Raw genomic sequence first — 16,486 nt, 5'->3', positions numbered from 1 at the left:
TGGCTCAGAAACGCCGCCCTAAAGGGGCGGCTTTCCGGACTAGACGATATCCGGTGTCACTCGGATCAGTGTTGGCACTGGCGCATCAAAGGCCGAACGCACAGCAGCCTGCATCTCTGCCAAGTTTGACGGCGCGGCAGACAAGGCGCCAAAAGCCTCAGCCAACTTGCAGAAATCGGGGTTTCGCGCGACCACCGCGTTAGGCGCTATCTGACCACGAACCATGCTGTCTTCAATTTCTTTCAGTTTACCGTTGTCCCACAAAACAATAGGCAGCGACAGGCCAAGCTCGACTGCAACGCCCAGCTCCATCATCGTGTAATGAAACCCGTAGTCGCCTGCTATGGCGGCCGTTGGTTTCCCCCTGCGTGCAACTGCGCCGCCAATTGCCGCCGGCAAAGCATATCCCAGCGTCCCAAATCCGGTCGGGTGGTGCCAGTGATAGGGATACGCCATGTCCCAGACTTCTTTCGCGACATAGGCGATTTGGGTCATGTCCGAATAAATCATCGTGTCCGCAGGCATGGCATCGCGCAAAGCGTCAAGTACCGGTACAATCCCCGGACGCTCGGCACCTACTTCAGCCTTCCAGCGCGAACGTGCCTGGCTCACTTCTGCGGGTGTCCAGCCTGTGGCGGGTTTCACGCTGTCAATCGCGGCCCATAGCGCCTTGGCAAAGCTTTCACCATCCGCTTGCAGCTTGATACCCGCGTGGTGGTGGTCACCCAGAACCTTTGGATCAAGGTCGACCCGAACCAGTTGGGCACTGTGACCAAGCGTATCGCGCCACAGATCAACCTCACCCAGCTCCGCCCCCACCGCGACGACAAGATCGGCTGATCCGATCACCTCGGCACTTGCGGGACGCGGCAACGTGGCGCCAAAATCCAGCTCATAGCCCAACCCAACCAAGCCCCGTCCGGCATAAGTTGTGAAACACGCCGCGCCCAATTCTGTCAGAATCTGCCGCCAGAGGTTGGATCGCGCGCCACCACCCAATATGAACAGAGGTCTGCGCGCGATATTCAGCAAAGACACCACTGGGGCGACATCGGGCGGCAATACCTTAGTTCGCAATGCGGGCTGGTTGGGAAACGGCGCCGGATCAGCGTCGGCCTCGAGCTGAGAGATCGGCACCTGGAGATGCTTCGGACGCGGGCGGGACAGTTCGAACTCTTCAAATGCGCGTTCGATCAGACCATAGGCCGCCTGTGCGGTGTTTGCCTGACATGACCAGTCCGCCACTGTATCAGCAGCCCCGCATTGATCCTTCATCTGATGAAGCTGCCCATGCACGGCTTGCGTTTCATCCAAACAGGACGACACCACCAGCATCGGCACCGAGTCCGAATAGGCTTGCCCCATCGGCGTCATGATATTGCACAGGCCAGGCCCGGTGATCACATAGGCCACCCCCGGCTTGCCAGTCGCACGGGCATAACCATCGGCCATGAACCCGGCACCCTGCTCATGCCTCGTCAGAACATGGGTAAGTCCCGCCTCTTCGATACCCCGATACAGTTCCTGATTGTGCACGCCAGGGATGCCGAAAATCACATCAACGCCCCGATCTTTTAGCATGTGCGAAATCTGGGCGCCCAAGGGTCTTTTCATTAGTCTCTCCAGAATTGGACGGTGAACAGTGCGTAGACAGCCAGCAGTTCAAGCCGCCCAACCAGCATGCCGATAGACAGCAGCCACTTTGCGGTATCGTTCAGTCCGGCAAAGTTACCCGCCGGACCGATTTGATCGCCCAGCCCCGGCCCTACATTCGCAAGCGCAGTTGCAGCACCCGAAACCGATGTGATGAAATCCAGCCCGGTCAGCGCCAGCGCCCAGGCCAGCACGCCCAACGACAGCACGAAGAACATGAAAAAACTCATGACCGAGGTCAGAACATCCGGCCCGATCGTGCGTCCGCCATACCGCGGGGCGAAAACGCCGTGTGGCGAGCGGATGCGGCGGATCTGAGTTTTGATCGAAGCAAACAGCAATTGATACCGGAATATCTTAATCGAGCAGGCAGTCGAGCCCGCGCAGCCTCCGATCAAGCCGATAAGAAAGAACAGCATCACCGGAAAGTTGCCCCATCCCATGTAATCGACACTGGCATAGCCGGTGCCCGAAATGATCGAGGTGATGTTGAACAGGGATTCCCGGAATGCTTGTTCCCAACCGCGTGGAAAGACCGATATAAGGAACACGGCCATGATCAGAACCAGCACCAGGATCGTGACAAGAAAGGTCCGTATCTGACTGTCCTGCCACAAGGAGTTCGTATTGCCGTTTGCAAACTGCACGTAGCGCACGAAAGGCAACGCCGCCAATATCATAAAGACCGATGCCGCATATTCGGTCGGTCCGGAGAACTGTGCGAAGGACGAGTCATAATTCGAGAATCCTCCAGTCGCGATGGTTGTCATTGCATGCACGACGGAGTCGAAAAACCCCATTCCAAGACCGGCGTAAACCAGAGCACATACAACAGTTAGGAAAACGTAGATCAGGGAAATCTGGCCCGCGATCTCCTGCGCGCGCGGCAGGATTTTACCCATGGTCTCAAACCCTTCCGAACGGAAGATTTGCATCCCACCGACCCGAAGCTCGGGCAAGAATACCATGGCAACCACGATAATGCCGATACCGCCCAGCCATTGCAGAATGCCACGCCACAACAACAGACCCTGCGGCAGATCATCCAGGCTGGAAATGACGGTTGAGCCGGTGGTGGTCAGCCCAGACATCGCCTCGAAATACGCGTCGACAAAGCGCAGCTCGGTTTCACCGAACAGAAATGGAATTGCGCCAAAAAACGGAAGGGCAACCCAGACACCCGTTGTCAGCAAAAAGGTCTGACGGATCGTCAGACCTTCACCTACCCCGTTTGAACAACTGATCGACAGCACCACCCCGGCCAGGATGGTGATGACCCCACTTTCAAAAAACACATGCCATTCGCCGCGCCCCTCGATCAGGTCTGCAAGCATGGGCAGCGTCATGGTCGCCCCAAGTATGGCGACCAACAGGCCAATCACATATCCAACCGGGCGCATATCCGTCATGAGGCGCAGCGTTGGCGCGCCTGCACGACCGAGTCAAGCGGATGTCCCGTTTAGCCGTCAGTTTTACTGACAGGTGTGGGCATAGCGGGCGGCATCGAAGGTGCACGAGTCTTGCGCACAGGTTCCGAAGGTTTGGCATCTTCCATCTTGAGAGCTGCCGTCTTCGAGGTTGTGGCATTTGCTGCAGCTACACTCTCGGATTGTGACGCAGCGGGCTTGGACACCGCGACATTGGTTTCCGCAGGCTCGGTGGCTGCGGGCATTTCGCTGACTTTGGGCGTTTCAGCCTTCGTTGCGATTGTCGACTCGACTGGTTTCGTTTCCGCTTTCTGGGCGGATTTCGCCTCAACAGGCTTCAGTGCGGCCTTTGGCGCCACCGCCTTGGCGGCAGGCTTAGGCGCGGCAGGCTTGGCTGCTTGCGCTTTCGGTGCAGCCTTGGGTTTTGCGGTTTGCGTTGCGGCCTTCGGCGTTGCGGGCTTGGCAGCCGGTTTTGCAGCAGACTTCGCAACAGCGGGTTTAGCAGCTTGAGTCTTCGGTGCAGCCTTGGGTTGGGCTTGCCGCGTCGCTACCTTGGGAGTTGCGGCTTTGGCGACCGGTTTACTTTGTTGTGTTTTAGGGCCGGTTGCGGCTTTGGTCGTTGCAGTGCGCCGCGTGCGGGTCGCCGGCTTCGGCTCGGCATTTTTTGCAGGCGCTGATGATTCGGCCTTTGGCGATGCGGTACGAACACTAGGCTTGGGCTTCGCTGTTGCCGCCTTTCTGGACTTAGCGGCAGGCTTGGCTGCGGCCGCCTTTGGCTTTGCTTTCGTCGTGGGTACCACCTGCGCAGGTGTAGCCGAAGACGCGTTCAGAACTTGCATCGGCACGAATGGCAACTCCATCGCCGAGGTCGTGAAAATCTGAATGATCTTCAGTTGGTTGCTAATCGCATAACCTGCCATACGGATGGCCGCCGCCTGAAACTCAAGCGGTTGGGTGATCGGGTTCATTAGTCATTTCTCCTGTGAAAGAAATGCAGCCATCAAAGGAAAGAAGAACCGTTACCCGTCCCGATCCCTCGGACGGAGTGCAGAGGCCTGAGGTTCCGGGGCGTCGCACGTCTCGGCTTCCTTTCAGTGGGGCGTGATCACGCACGCCACGGCAGCATTCCGTTCCAGTTTATCGCGAAATGCACTGCGCGTGCAGAAATATTGCTGCACTGCGGCAAAAATTCGCCAATTCAGATGTATTGAGGCTTTTGAGCCTCAATATTGATCACCCGACGTGAAACAAGGTCGAGAACAGGCGCGGATCGAGACTGGCTGAGACAAAGGTAAGACCTTCGGTCAGAACCGATACCGCGTCATGACTGTGAAGGCTTTCCTGATGGCTGGCTACAACGCGGAAGTCACCAACATGATGATCTGCCAGAAGCTCAGCACAGAAAAGGCGGGCTGCGTCTTCGACAAAGATCGGGTTGGCGGCGTTCAACTCGGCAAAGGCTTGCTCGTCTTCGCGCTTGACCATGACCTGAGTTTCCGTCGGAACCGCACGGCGGCAGAGCGCAATCAAGTCTTCGAACCAAAGGCAGTCTGCATCGCAATCCAGAACGACCGAAATCCGCGCGACCGAACGTTGCGAATGCGGTGTCGCGAGCTGTCCCCGCGTCGCGCGCGCATGCTCGCTCAATTCCAAAGAACACGGACAGGTCGATGAATAGACGTAGTCCAGATGCATGATCTTTTGGCGTACACCATTCTGTTCAACCAGTTCCAAGGCAATGTCGTAATACTGGTATCCTTCTAACCCCGACCGCAGGCTTTTCACCCGATCAGGGTAAGAGAAGCGCATCTGCAAACGCGCGTCAAAGCTGTCCAGATCGGTTAGATAGTCATCCAGTGCGGCTTCCATGACCTCAAAACTAAATGTCCGCTCGGCATGTTTGTAGAACGAGCGCATGATCCGGGACATGTTGATGCCCTTCTTATCGGCATCGAGACTGACCGTACCGGTCACGGATGTCTCAAGCGTCAGATCCTCACCATGTTTGCGGTGAAACCGGATCGGCAGGCGGAAGTTGGAAATCCCCACATGCTGAATCTGCTGCTTGGCCCCGCGGATCAGGCTGGACGGACCATTTTGCAGGTCCGGCAGAGTCGCGCGATACGCCTTGTCGACCTGAAAACCCTCGGGATAGTCGCGCGAAAGGGTCGGATAGTTCATGGGAACCAACCCCGGCACAAGGCGCGCGATGGCTGGATCAAGCTGGCTGATCTCGGCCTCGGTCGCGGTCTGAGCCCACTTACGGAGCGTTTTCAGCGCCGCAGTGGCCTCGTCAGTGTCAGGTGCGTCATCAATGTTGCGGGGATGGACGTTCATAAGCCGGGGTTCCCTGGTTGGTCGATCACTAAAATAGATGTCGAGGGTTCAATTACTAGTTTAGCCCGATACGTGCGGGATATCAGTCCGGATTTAAAAAACCCAGCATAAAACCGTCACACTCCAAACACCTGCGACCTGACGTTCCGCATTTATTCAAGCTGCGACACCCGATAGATCGCCCGTAGCATGCCGACCATCGACGCCGGAGACACGGTTTGTGGGCGCATCACAAATGGGTTTGCCACAGGCCGTCGGCTTGCAAGCACTCAATCCCGGATTACTGAACGTTTTCAAGGTCAAAATCAACACACACCGGGTGACAACGGTGCTCAGAGATACCGCGCGCTTGATTACAGTGTTCTCTTGCTATGAGAACCCAAGCGTAATCATTTAGGATAGGTAATGGATGGGGTTTTATGGCCGAACCTGATCAGGGCGCCCCAAAGCGGTTCAACCGCTTCAGGGCAGCAGATATCACTTTTGCGACGCGTCCAGTGCCTGCTTGATATCGGACAGCAGATCGCCTGCGTCCTCCAAACCGATGGACAGGCGGATCAGGCCGGGCGTGATGCCCAGCTCAGCTTTCTGGTCGTCAATCAGGCGCTGATGGGTGGTTGTGGCGGGATGGGTCGCTATCGACTTGGAGTCACCGAGGTTGTTGGAAATAATCGGAATTCTCAGCGCGTTCAGAAAGGCAAACGCCGCCTTTTTCCCGCCCTTGATATCCAGGGACAGTACCGTGCCGCCCCTGCCACCCAGTTGGGTCTGCACCAGCGCATTCTGCGAATGGGTTTTCAGCCCCGGATACAGCGTCCGCTCAAGCGCGGGGTGGCCTTCAAGTGCCTCAGCAACGATCTGGGCGGTATCGACCTGTGCGTTGACCCGCAGGGCCATTGTCTCAAGCCCTTTCAACATGATCCAGGCGTTGAACGGGCTGAGCGCCCCGCCAGTGTGCTTAAGGTATGGCTCGACCGTGCCGCGGATAAAGTCCTGAGTGCCCAAAATGACACCACCCAGCGCCCGCCCCTGCCCGTCAATATGTTTGGTCGCTGAGTACACAACCACATCGGCCCCCTGCTCAATCGCACGGGAGAAGACCGGAGTAGAGAAAACATTGTCCACAATCACAACTGCCCCGACCTCATGGGCCAGTTTCGCAACCGCAGCGATGTCAATCACTTCAAGCGTCGGGTTCGACATGGACTCAAAGAAAACCGCCTTCGTGTCCGGACGGATCGCTGCCTTCCACTGCGCAAGGTCGGTACCATCGACAAAACTCACATCCACGCCGAAACGGGTCAGAATATTCTCAACGATGTAAAGGCACGACCCAAACAGTGCTTTGGCGGACACAATATGGTCCCCGGCCTTCAGCATCGAAGTCAGCGCGCCGTTAACCGCCGCCATGCCAGACGCGGTTGCAAAGGCATCCTCGGCCCCCTCCAACATGGCAATGCGCTGTTCGAACATCGATACTGTTGGGTTGCCGTAGCGGGCATAAATGAACTCATCCGGGCCACATTCCAGAAACCGAGCCTCAGCCTGTTCGGCATTTTCATAGACGAACCCTTGGGTTAGGAAAATCGCCTCGCTGACCTCGTTGTACTGGCTGCGGCGGATGCCACCATGGACGGCTTGGGTGCGTTTGTTCCAGCTCTCGCTCATATCTTTCCTCTCGGCCCGTGTCTGGCACGGGCATCAAAAAAACCCCAGACGCGGTCAAGCGAAAGGGGCCTTTCATCCTGACCTTTTAGCGGTTTCGTTTAGCGTGGCCCGCAATCCGGTAACAAATCGCCACGTAGTGATGTTGCAATTACGCCGCATGCGCGAATGCGTCAACCCTGACAGGGGCAACGTCACGGTTCTGTAACTGTCCTTTCACCAAAGCGTCATAGCGATAGGAAAGCCGAACGCTCAACCACCTGTCGCGCATGACCTACTCCAGAACGGCACCGAAGCGTCCCGATTGTCATTGGTTCAGCTACACCCACCCCGGAGTGCTGCGGGTGTGCAATCAAGATCGGTTAAGTCAGCCCAATTTGCCTAGAGAATTGACCGCAATCCACAACCGTCGCTGGTCACGGCTTTTTGCCCTGCCCAGCCCAGAAGACATCTTGCCGTTTGCACAGAAAGCCTCATGATCCTACTCCAACCCCAAGGAGATATCATGATCGACCTGTACTTCTGGCCCACGCCGAATGGCTGGAAAGCATCCATCGCTTTGGAAGAGATGGAGCTGCCCTATACCACCCACCTGATCAATATCGGAAAAGGCGATCAGTTCGATCCTGAATTTCTGAAGATCGCCCCCAACAATCGGATGCCTGCCATCGTAGACCCTGATGGCCCGGACGGTGCTCCGATCTCGGTCTTTGAAAGCGGTGCGATCCTGATGTACCTCGCCCGCAAAACTGGCCGCTTTTATGGCCAGACACAGCGAGAGCGTATCGCCGTCGAAGAATGGTTGATGTGGCAGATGGGCGGCCTCGGGCCGATGGCTGGCCAGGCGCATCATTTCCTGAAATACGCCCCGAACATGGATCCTCCGCAAGATCTGCCATACGCCAAGGACCGCTACCGCACCGAGGTCGGGCGCCTTTATGGCGTACTCGACCGGCGGCTGGCCGAGAATGAATATGTCGCGGGCGATTTCTATTCCATCGCCGATATGTCGATCTGGGGATGGGCGAGCTTGTGGGAAGGCCAGCAGCAAACTCTTGAGGATAAACCCAACCTTGCCCGATGGTTAGAAACGGTCAGTGCCCGTCCCGGGGTACAAGCCGGGCGCGCGCTGCACGCAGAGTTGCGCGGCGACCATAGCAGCAAGCAAGCTCAGGACAATTTGTTTAAACGCTGACGCGCCCAATACCTACCGGACGTAGCGTGATACCAACAGCTTGGCCTCGTGTTTGCACAAAACCTTGGCCGCTGTTGGGCCGTATTCCGGACGTGACACATCAGAAAGATCAGGAAAGAGTTCCAACAGCTCTACGCGGCCCTCGTGTCCCATTCCGCTTAGGGCGATATCACCCGGAAACAGGCTTTCGGTTTGAGCTCCGTTAGAAATCACGATCTCGTGCTCATCAAAGATGAAGTGATAGTAAGACACCCGCTGTGCGTCGGCCACAACATCGACGCCGTGAAGGCCCAACAGGAATTTTGCCGGCACCAGCACCTCAGCCTCTTCGAACAGCAACTGCATATCTGCTGCGGGCATCAGAATGCGGTGATTTGGCGACACGAAAAGATCGCTGCCAGGCACACCTTCAGCCAATGCTCCTTTTGCAATCCGTATCGGCCTCAGATGAAGTGCATCCGCGCGTGAAACGTCAACGATGCGGGATCCAATCCAACGGATTTCTTTTGCCTGCCCATCTGCCGTTACGACCAGATCACCAACCTCTAGACGTTCGACAGCGGTTTCACCTTTGGGTGTTTGGATCAATGTACCCTGAACAAAGCACGGAACATCGACAAGCGCAGTTGGGTCCGTGGTGTCCGGCGCGTTATTGGGACCAACGTCTCTGAAAATGTACGTATAAACGACCCCCGGAACCAAAGGTTCGGACGTCACGTATCCAGCAAGAACACCGTCAACTTCTACACTGTAGAAATTAATTGTGTCCCCTTCCGGATTCATGATCTGGAAATTTGTTTGAAGGAAGATATCACCGCCCGGGGTCAGCCCTGGAATGTTGTTCCCGGCAATATCGGTCACTGTCCCTTGTTGGGTTGCGTCATCACCTTCTACGAAATTGATGCGGTTACCGTCGAAGATCGTGCCAGTGTCCGGATCTCCATTCGCAATCGGCACCGGTCCTGCTTGATCCACAACATTGAAGACGCGGCGGTCCTCGCCCGGGTCAAAGCTCTCATCCAGCATAATCTCTTGTTCGAACCCCCCCACACCCAGAATAATATCAGGTGAGTATCCGATGTAGGAATAAGTAGCCATTTCGACCTCAGACGCAGTTACAACAGAAGCTCTCACCAAGTGAGCTGTTAACACTATACAGCACTCTTTTTTCAGCTTAAGTAACTGTTTTGTTTTATATTATTATGCTTCTATTTGATTATGTTTTGTTATTGTCCGCAGAGGTCCGCCTACCCTCTTCCTGTACCAGCACATCCAGCATCCCCGAGATATCCTCGATCTCTTCCGCGATCACATGGGTCACCGAATGCGCCCGCTGCATCTGCCCCGTAACCCGCAACAACCGCCCCGAGATCACTGCACGACGGAAGCGTTCATAAATCTTGCGCCAAACCACCACATTCACGATGCCGGTCTCATCCTCAAGCGTAAGGAAGATCACCCCTTTGGCCGTCCCCGGCCTCTGTCTTAGGATCACCAGCCCGGCCACGGCAACGCGCGCGCCCTCGGGCGGGTCGTCCAGCCGATCCGAGGGCAAGCAGGCGGGTGGGCGCGGCCAGTCCCGGTGCGATGCCGCAGGGCGATGAGTGACAACAAGCATGAGAACAAAAATAGAACAAACGGCAGGAAAGTCCAGACACGGCGCGATGAGTCGCAAATGAGGCTGGAAAGACCTATTTGCCTTGACTAAGGAAGAAATCGACAAACGAAAAAGGAAGACGCACGCAATGGCAAAGATCACCTATGTCGAGCATGGCGGTACCGAACACACAGTCGAAGTCGCCAACGGACTGACCGTCATGGAAGGAGCCCGCGACAACAACATCCCAGGCATCGAGGCCGATTGCGGCGGCGCCTGCGCCTGCTCGACCTGCCATGTCTATATCCATCCCGACTGGGTCGAGAAAATCCCAGCCAAGGATGACATGGAAGAGGATATGTTGGACTTTGCCTACGAACCCGACCCGGCCCGCTCGCGCCTGACCTGTCAGATCAAGGTCACGGACGAGCTGGATGGTCTGGTCGTGCAGATGCCTGAAAAGCAAATCTGATGCTCTCCAAAGCGCCGCGTCTGCCGACCCGCTTGCGGCGGGTGCAGGTCCGCGGCGCCGTGCTGGTGATGTGCACTTGGTTGGCGGGGATAACACCTGCCGTTGCTGATGGCATTACTCATGCCCGTTTTACAGACCCCACCACACGTTATGCTCATGGCGTGTTGGGCGACACCATCGAGTACGGTGCGCTGGAGCTGACGATTCAGGGCAAAACGCTACGTATTCAATTGCCACACGACAGGGTCTTTGAAGACCTTCAGCCGCGACTGGTGGATATGGACTTAGATGGATCCTCAGAGGTCATCGTCGTCGAGTCTCAGGACAGTACAGGCGCGCAACTCGCAATCTATGACAGCACTGGCGACAAAATCGCTGCGACGCCCCATATCGGCACCCGGTTTCGCTGGCTCGCCCCAATCGGAGCCGCCGACCTGGACGGCGACGGACATATCGAGATCGCTTACATCGACCGTCCTCATCTAGCCAAGATGCTGCGCATCTGGCGTTTTCAGAATGGAGGGTTAACGGAAATTGCCACCCTGCCCGGCCTTACCAATCACCGTATCGGCCAAGACTTCATCACCGGTGGCATCCGGGATTGCGGTCGTGGCCTCGAACTGATTGTCGTCAGCGCCGATTGGCATCAGATCGTCAGCGTCAGCTATCTTCAGGGCTGGACCACCGAGGTTCTGACCTCGTTTAACCCTCAAACAATGAAACAAGCCCTGAACTGCTCAGATTGATAGCGCCCGCAGCCCGCGTCAGCGGGCTGCCCGGCCCAAGGCCTTTGGCGATGCATCTTTGATGCAGCGTCAGGGCGCGGGAGCCTTTCAGCTCACAAAGCCCGCCAACCAATATCGCGCCGAAAGAACCCATCGGGCCAATCAATCCCGTCCACGGCTGCATAGGCCCGATCCCGCGCCTCCTGCAGAGTGTTGCCGCGCGCGGTGACGTTCAATACACGACCACCCGACGCCACGATTTGTCCGTCAGAGGTTTTGGTTCCGGCGTGAAACACCATGTTTCCGCTATCTTCAATCAGACCGTCCAACCCCTTGATCACGCTGCCCTTCTGATACGATCCGGGATACCCATTCGCTGCCATGACCACGGTAAGCGCGTGATCGTCCGCCCAGTTCACCCGCGCTTCGCTCAACCGACCTTCAGCCGCAGCGTGCATCAAGTCCATCACCTGCGCGCCAAGACGCATCATCAAAACCTGGCACTCAGGATCGCCAAAGCGCACGTTGTATTCGACAAGGCGCGGCTGGCCGTCCTTGATCATCAAACCGGCATATAGAACACCCTGAAACGGCGTGCCGCGACGCTTCATTTCTGCAACGGTGGGCTTAATAATCTCCTCCATCGCGCGTTCTTCGATCTCAGCACTCAGCACGGGAGCCGGAGAGTAAGCGCCCATACCACCGGTGTTCAAACCCGTATCGCCCTCGCCCACGCGTTTATGATCCTGTGCGGTGCCAACGGACAGGATGTCCTCGCCGTCGCACAACACAAAAAGCGACGCCTCTTCACCCTCCATGAATTCCTCAATGACGACTTCAGCCCCTGCGCCGCCGAAAGCGCCGCCAAACATGTCGTCGATGGCTTCCAAGGCGGTTGCTTCGTCCATCGCCACGATCACACCCTTGCCAGCGGCCAGACCATCGGCCTTTACCACAATCGGCGCACCCTGCTTTCGGATATAGGCTTTCGCAGGTTCGGCTTCGGTGAAGCGCGCATAAGCCGCTGTTGGTGCACCCGACGCGTCACAGATTTCCTTGGTAAAGCTTTTAGAGGCTTCCAACTGCGCCGCCGCGGCTGACGGGCCAAACACCAGCACACCCGCTTCACGTAGGCGATCGGCCACGCCGGCGGCCAGAGGTGCCTCGGGGCCGACAATCACGAAATCAATCGCGTTTTCTTCGGCAAAGCTGACAACCGCGCCGCCATTCTCGATATCCAGTGCCGCACAATCCGCAATCTGCGCAATACCAGCATTGCCCGGCGCAACGATCAAGCGGTCACATTTGGGGTTTTGCATGACCGCCCAGGCCAGACTGTGTTCTCGCCCACCACTGCCGAGAATAAGGATATTCATGAATGCACTCCGATCTGCTTGGCCTCGCCTTTCGGGCGTTCTAAGCTGGCCGGACATTTGACACAAGGCGCTGAAATGTCCGACCTGCTAGACGACCCCATTCCCGGCCAAAACACCCCTGAATACACAGTTTCCGATATCTCGGGCGAGGTGAAACGGACGCTCGAAGGTGCATTCGGGCGAATCCGCGTCCGAGGTGAAGTTGGTCGCGTGTTCAAGGCGCGGTCGGGTCATCTGTATTATGACATCAAGGATGATCGGAACGTGCTGGCCTGTACAACGTGGAAAGGTCAGATTTCGGGCTTGTCCGTCGTACCGGAAGAAGGGCTTGAAGTTGTGGTCACCGGACGGCTGACCGCGTTTGGAGCACAGTCCAAATACAACCTGAACGTCGATGAGGTCGCCGTTGCCGGGCAAGGCGCGCTGATGGCACTGCTGGAAAAGCGCAAGAAACAGCTTGAAGCTGAGGGGCTGTTCGCGCCCGAGCGCAAAAAGCCCTTACCCTATCTGCCGCAGATTATCGGCGTCGTGACCTCTCCGTCAGGGGCGGTGATCCGGGACATTCTGCACCGGCTGCGCGACCGATTTCCGCGCAAGGTGCTGATCTGGCCCGTGGCTGTGCAGGGATCGAACTGCGCGCCCGAGGTCGCCAATGCAATTAACGGCTTCAACCAACTGACACCCGGCGGAGCACTTCCGCGCCCTGATCTGATCATCGTCGCCCGCGGCGGTGGATCGATCGAGGATTTGTGGGGGTTCAACGAAGAAATCGTTGCGCGCGCTGCAGCGGCTTCGGACATCCCACTGATCTCGGCCGTGGGGCATGAGACCGACACGACCTTGATCGACTATGTCTCGGACCGCCGCGCGCCCACCCCGACAGCCGCTGCCGAACTGGCCGTACCTGTGCGGATGGAATTACTGGCCTGGACCGGCGAACAAGGCGCGCGCCTATCCCGAGCCGCAACGGATGCGGTTCAAAGGCGGTCTCAGCGCCTGCGCGATCTGTCCCGTGCATTGCCACGCCCAGACAGCCTGTTGAACACCCCCCGGCAACGGCTTGATTTAATTGCAGATCGCCTGACGCCTGCGTTAGAGCGCGGGATCCAGAACCGCCACCTTCAAGTGGTGAAACTTTCTGCCCATCTGCGCCCGTCAACCCTGCGTAATCTTGTGACAAGCCGTCAGGAGGCCGTGCGCAACCTGTCGTCACGCCTGTCTTTGCGTCCTATTCAGCGTGAAATCAAACTGCAGCGTCAAACTCTCTCGCGTCTGGGTGAGCGTTTGGGCACCGCGCAGGCAACACGGCTGGATCGGATGCGGCAACAGTTGGATGCAACCGACCGTCTGCGCGAAACGCTTAGTTACAAGGCGACGTTGCAGCGGGGATATGCGGTGGTAAGGGCTGACGATCGCGTCGTCACGACGAAAGCTGAGGCCGTGAAACACAGCGCGCTTCAGATTGAGTTTGCCGACGGCGTGTTGAACACTGATCAACCGGCAGCACCCCGACCATCTCAAAAGAAACCGTCCAAAAAGGATGCACCGGATCAGGGTTCGCTGTTCTGACGACGCCTCAAACCCCGACATCAGGCCCGTAGCAGATCATCTCCTGGTCGATATCTTCGGCCTCGTAGAGTTCCGTGTCCTCCGGGTCACCCTCAAACTGCGCGACCAGGCCAGTTCCTGACTGCCGGAAAACCCAGCATTGGGGGTCAAGCCGGTCTTCATAGATGAAACAGATTTGGTCTCCCTGCTCGTACCAGACACCTTCTTTGCAATCGCCGTCCAGAAACGACCAGATCACGCGACGATTGGGCAAATAGCGCTCGACCCCGTAGACCTGCCCGTCGAAGCCATAAAATAAAGTCTTGCCTTGTGTATAGTCATCGAATTCCGCACCCGACAGCGCGGATTGGGCTGACGCAGAGTACGCCGGCAAAAGGAAAAGAATCGCAAGAGTTCTGAGCATGGACGCATTGTGTCAGAAGCATTTGCCCAGTGCCAATAACCAATTCCGCAGAGCCACTTGCCTCTACGTCACAGGTTGAGGGGAATCAACTGCGCGTCGCAAGCTGTTGAAAAGTAGGAGGTATACATGACAACTGTCCTATTCTGGCTGGCAGCCGCCTGCGCCTTGGCCTACCTGCCATTGTCGCCTCGCCCCTCCAGCTTATTGAGATCCGTGTTAAAGACCGCCTCAGTTGCTTTGCTGGCCGTGATTGCGCTGCTGGATGCCGCCCCGTTACTGTTGGCGCTTGCATTGCTTCTATGCGCGACCGGTGATGCTTTGCTGTCTCGGGAAACGGACAACAGTTTCATGGCGGGCATAGGCGCTTTTGCCGGGGGTCACTTGGCATATATCGCCCTGTTTCTGAGCCACCCGGCCAGCGATCCGTCTTTGATTTTCAACAAGCCCGCATATTTCTGGTCGCTGATCATCCTTGGTATCGTTACTGCCACACTGCTCATCCCGCGCTCCGGAGACCTCAAAGCACCCGTTCTACTCTACATCCCGATCATTCTGGGGATGGGCATAACCGCTCTCGCCTTACCTGACAGCGGGGCTTTGCGTTGGGCTTTGCCCGCTGCATCGGCATTCATCGCGTCCGACCTTATCCTGGCGACCGAGAAGTTCCTTCTGCCAACCGACCACCGCGCCCACAGGATCACGCCCTATATGATCTGGCTGCTGTATTGGGGGGCGCAGTCCGGTTTGCTGATCGCGTTCCTCTGACCCTTTGCAACTGCCGCAAATCCGCATTAGGTGAGGGGAACACCTGCGGAGACCAAAAATGGCGTTTTTCTCAAAGCTCAAGGATAAGCTCTTCAAATCCTCGTCCCGCCTCGAACAGGGGCTTGAAGCCATCGTCGAGGATGGTGGCGAGGAAACAACCGCGCCAGATCCGATCATCCCCGAGCCTGAGCCGCAGCCGGACCCTGTGCCGGAGGTTCCGCAACCAGTACCCGAAGGTCCGGAGCCCGCGCCGATTCCAGAGCCGGTTGAGGTCCCCGACCCTGCACCGGTTGATCCAACGCCTGCGCCTCCGCCACCCGAAGCGGCACCCTCCAAGGGGGTGCTGGGCCGATTGTTTGGCCGCAGTGAAGCCAAAACTGCCGTGCGTCGCACCCTTGATGATGACATGCTGGAACAGCTCGAAGAGTTGCTTATCGCATCGGATATGGGCGTAGATACTGCCCTTCGCGTAACCGCCAACATGGCTGAGGGGCGCTATGGTCGCAAGCTTTCAACGCAGGAAATCAAGCAGCTTTTGGCGCAAGAAGTCGCCCGCGTTATGGAGCCGGTGGCAAAGCCCCTGCCCATCTATGCAAAGCGCCCACAGGTGGTGCTGGTCGTTGGGGTAAACGGATCGGGCAAAACCACCACGATCGGCAAGCTGGCCAGCCAGTTCAAGGCAGCTGGCAAAAAGGTGGTGATCGCCGCCGGCGATACCTTTCGCGCTGCGGCGGTTGAGCAACTGCAAGTTTGGGGTGAGCGCGCCGGTGTTCCCGTATTGACTGCGCCTGAGGGATCAGACCCGGCCAGCCTTGCCTTTGATGCGCTGACCAAAGCGCAAGAAGACGGCGCCGACCTGCTGATGATCGACACTGCGGGCCGTCTGCAAAACCGCGCTGACCTAATGGAAGAACTTGCCAAGATCGTCCGCGTCATCCGCAAGAAAGACGAAACCGCGCCACACAACACCCTGCTGGTGCTCGACGCCACCACAGGCCAAAACGCCCTGAGCCAGGTGGAAACCTTCCGCAAGCTGGCCGACGTTTCGGGCCTCGTGATGACCAAGCTGGACGGCACGGCCAAAGGCGGCGTTCTGGTCGCACTAGCTGACAAATTCGGTTTGCCCATCCACGCAATCGGAGTCGGAGAGCAGATTGACGACCTCGCCCCTTTCGACCCCGAAGAATTCGCCGCCGCGCTTACTGGTTTGGACCAAAACTGATCCCCCCTTCATCTGGCTGAAAATATCCTCGGGGGTCTGGGGGCAGACAGCCCCCAGCCTCTCTAACTAGCGAAAAGACC

At 57.4% G+C, this 16,486-nt stretch carries 15 protein-coding genes and 1 riboswitch; of the genes, 6 read left to right on the top strand and 9 right to left on the bottom strand.

The window, feature by feature from the left end:
- Positions 1 to 39: 39 nt before the first annotated feature.
- The 5 genes from AVO44_RS07020 to metZ all read right to left on the bottom strand — a co-directional run bounded on the left by AVO44_RS07020 (position 40) and on the right by metZ (position 7,085).
- Complete coding sequence (locus tag AVO44_RS07020; protein ID WP_068334531.1) at positions 40 to 1,614, bottom strand: thiamine pyrophosphate-binding protein; 1,575 nt, start codon at positions 1,612 to 1,614, stop codon at positions 40 to 42.
- A complete protein-coding gene (locus AVO44_RS07015) occupies positions 1,614 to 3,062 on the bottom strand; it encodes a TrkH family potassium uptake protein (RefSeq protein ID WP_068334529.1) in 1,449 nt (482 codons plus the stop codon). The genes AVO44_RS07020 and AVO44_RS07015 overlap by 1 nt, the downstream gene beginning before the upstream one ends.
- Before the next feature lie 50 nt (positions 3,063 to 3,112).
- Positions 3,113 to 4,048, bottom strand: a complete 936-nt coding sequence (locus tag AVO44_RS21000) for a hypothetical protein (RefSeq protein ID WP_068334528.1) — start codon at positions 4,046 to 4,048, stop codon at positions 3,113 to 3,115.
- Between the two features lie 265 nt (positions 4,049 to 4,313).
- Positions 4,314 to 5,417 carry a GTP cyclohydrolase FolE2 gene (folE2, locus tag AVO44_RS07005; RefSeq protein ID WP_068334527.1) on the bottom strand — a complete coding sequence of 368 codons (1,104 nt, stop codon included), beginning with the start codon at positions 5,415 to 5,417 and terminating at the stop codon, positions 4,314 to 4,316.
- Positions 5,418 to 5,894: 477 nt separating this feature from the next.
- Positions 5,895 to 7,085 (bottom strand): O-succinylhomoserine sulfhydrylase, encoded by a 1,191-nt coding sequence (metZ, locus tag AVO44_RS07000; protein ID WP_068334525.1) that lies wholly within the window; start codon positions 7,083 to 7,085, stop codon positions 5,895 to 5,897.
- A 65-nt stretch (positions 7,086 to 7,150) separates the two neighbouring features.
- A riboswitch (SAM riboswitch) is annotated at positions 7,151 to 7,228 on the bottom strand.
- Positions 7,229 to 7,587: 359 nt separating this feature from the next.
- Here metZ and AVO44_RS06995 point away from each other — a divergent pair.
- Entirely contained in the window at positions 7,588 to 8,277 is a 690-nt protein-coding gene (locus AVO44_RS06995) for a glutathione S-transferase N-terminal domain-containing protein (protein ID WP_068334522.1), read from the top strand.
- A 12-nt stretch (positions 8,278 to 8,289) separates the two neighbouring features.
- Here AVO44_RS06995 and AVO44_RS06990 read toward each other — a convergent pair whose 3' ends face one another.
- Complete coding sequence (locus AVO44_RS06990) at positions 8,290 to 9,375, bottom strand: Hint domain-containing protein (RefSeq protein ID WP_068334518.1); 1,086 nt, start codon at positions 9,373 to 9,375, stop codon at positions 8,290 to 8,292.
- A 118-nt stretch (positions 9,376 to 9,493) separates the two neighbouring features.
- Positions 9,494 to 9,895: an OB-fold nucleic acid binding domain-containing protein gene (locus AVO44_RS06985; RefSeq protein ID WP_068334516.1), complete on the bottom strand. Its 402-nt coding sequence runs from the start codon at positions 9,893 to 9,895 to the stop codon at positions 9,494 to 9,496.
- 127 nt (positions 9,896 to 10,022) lie between these two features.
- Between AVO44_RS06985 and AVO44_RS06980 the strand changes: the two genes are divergently transcribed.
- Together AVO44_RS06980 and AVO44_RS06975 are read left to right on the top strand one after the other, a co-directional pair.
- On the top strand, positions 10,023 to 10,346 hold the full coding sequence (locus AVO44_RS06980; protein ID WP_068334513.1) for a 2Fe-2S iron-sulfur cluster-binding protein: 324 nt from the start codon (positions 10,023 to 10,025) through the stop codon (positions 10,344 to 10,346).
- Complete coding sequence (locus AVO44_RS06975) at positions 10,346 to 11,092, top strand: FG-GAP repeat domain-containing protein (RefSeq protein WP_068334512.1); 747 nt, start codon at positions 10,346 to 10,348, stop codon at positions 11,090 to 11,092. Before AVO44_RS06980 ends, AVO44_RS06975 begins: the two co-directional genes overlap by 1 nt.
- A 92-nt stretch (positions 11,093 to 11,184) precedes the next feature.
- Here AVO44_RS06975 and purD read toward each other — a convergent pair whose 3' ends face one another.
- A complete protein-coding gene (gene purD, locus AVO44_RS06970; protein ID WP_068334509.1) occupies positions 11,185 to 12,447 on the bottom strand; it encodes a phosphoribosylamine--glycine ligase in 1,263 nt (420 codons plus the stop codon).
- Positions 12,448 to 12,522: 75 nt separating this feature from the next.
- Here purD and xseA point away from each other — a divergent pair, with 75 nt between their 5' ends.
- Positions 12,523 to 14,016, top strand: a complete 1,494-nt coding sequence (gene xseA / locus AVO44_RS06965) for an exodeoxyribonuclease VII large subunit (RefSeq protein WP_068334507.1) — start codon at positions 12,523 to 12,525, stop codon at positions 14,014 to 14,016.
- Positions 14,017 to 14,023: 7 nt separating this feature from the next.
- Here xseA and AVO44_RS06960 read toward each other — a convergent pair whose 3' ends face one another.
- Entirely contained in the window at positions 14,024 to 14,419 is a 396-nt protein-coding gene (locus AVO44_RS06960) for a hypothetical protein (RefSeq protein ID WP_068334505.1), read from the bottom strand.
- Positions 14,420 to 14,545: 126 nt separating this feature from the next.
- Between AVO44_RS06960 and AVO44_RS06955 the strand changes: the two genes are divergently transcribed.
- Complete coding sequence (locus tag AVO44_RS06955; RefSeq protein ID WP_068334502.1) at positions 14,546 to 15,184, top strand: lysoplasmalogenase; 639 nt, start codon at positions 14,546 to 14,548, stop codon at positions 15,182 to 15,184.
- Between the two features lie 58 nt (positions 15,185 to 15,242).
- A complete protein-coding gene (ftsY, locus tag AVO44_RS06950; protein WP_068334500.1) occupies positions 15,243 to 16,406 on the top strand; it encodes a signal recognition particle-docking protein FtsY in 1,164 nt (387 codons plus the stop codon).
- Positions 16,407 to 16,486: the final 80 nt, after the last annotated feature.

Source organism: Ruegeria profundi (assembly GCF_001507545.1).
Lineage (GTDB): Bacteria > Pseudomonadota > Alphaproteobacteria > Rhodobacterales > Rhodobacteraceae > Ruegeria > Ruegeria profundi.
This window is presented reverse-complemented; position numbering and strand designations above follow the sequence as displayed.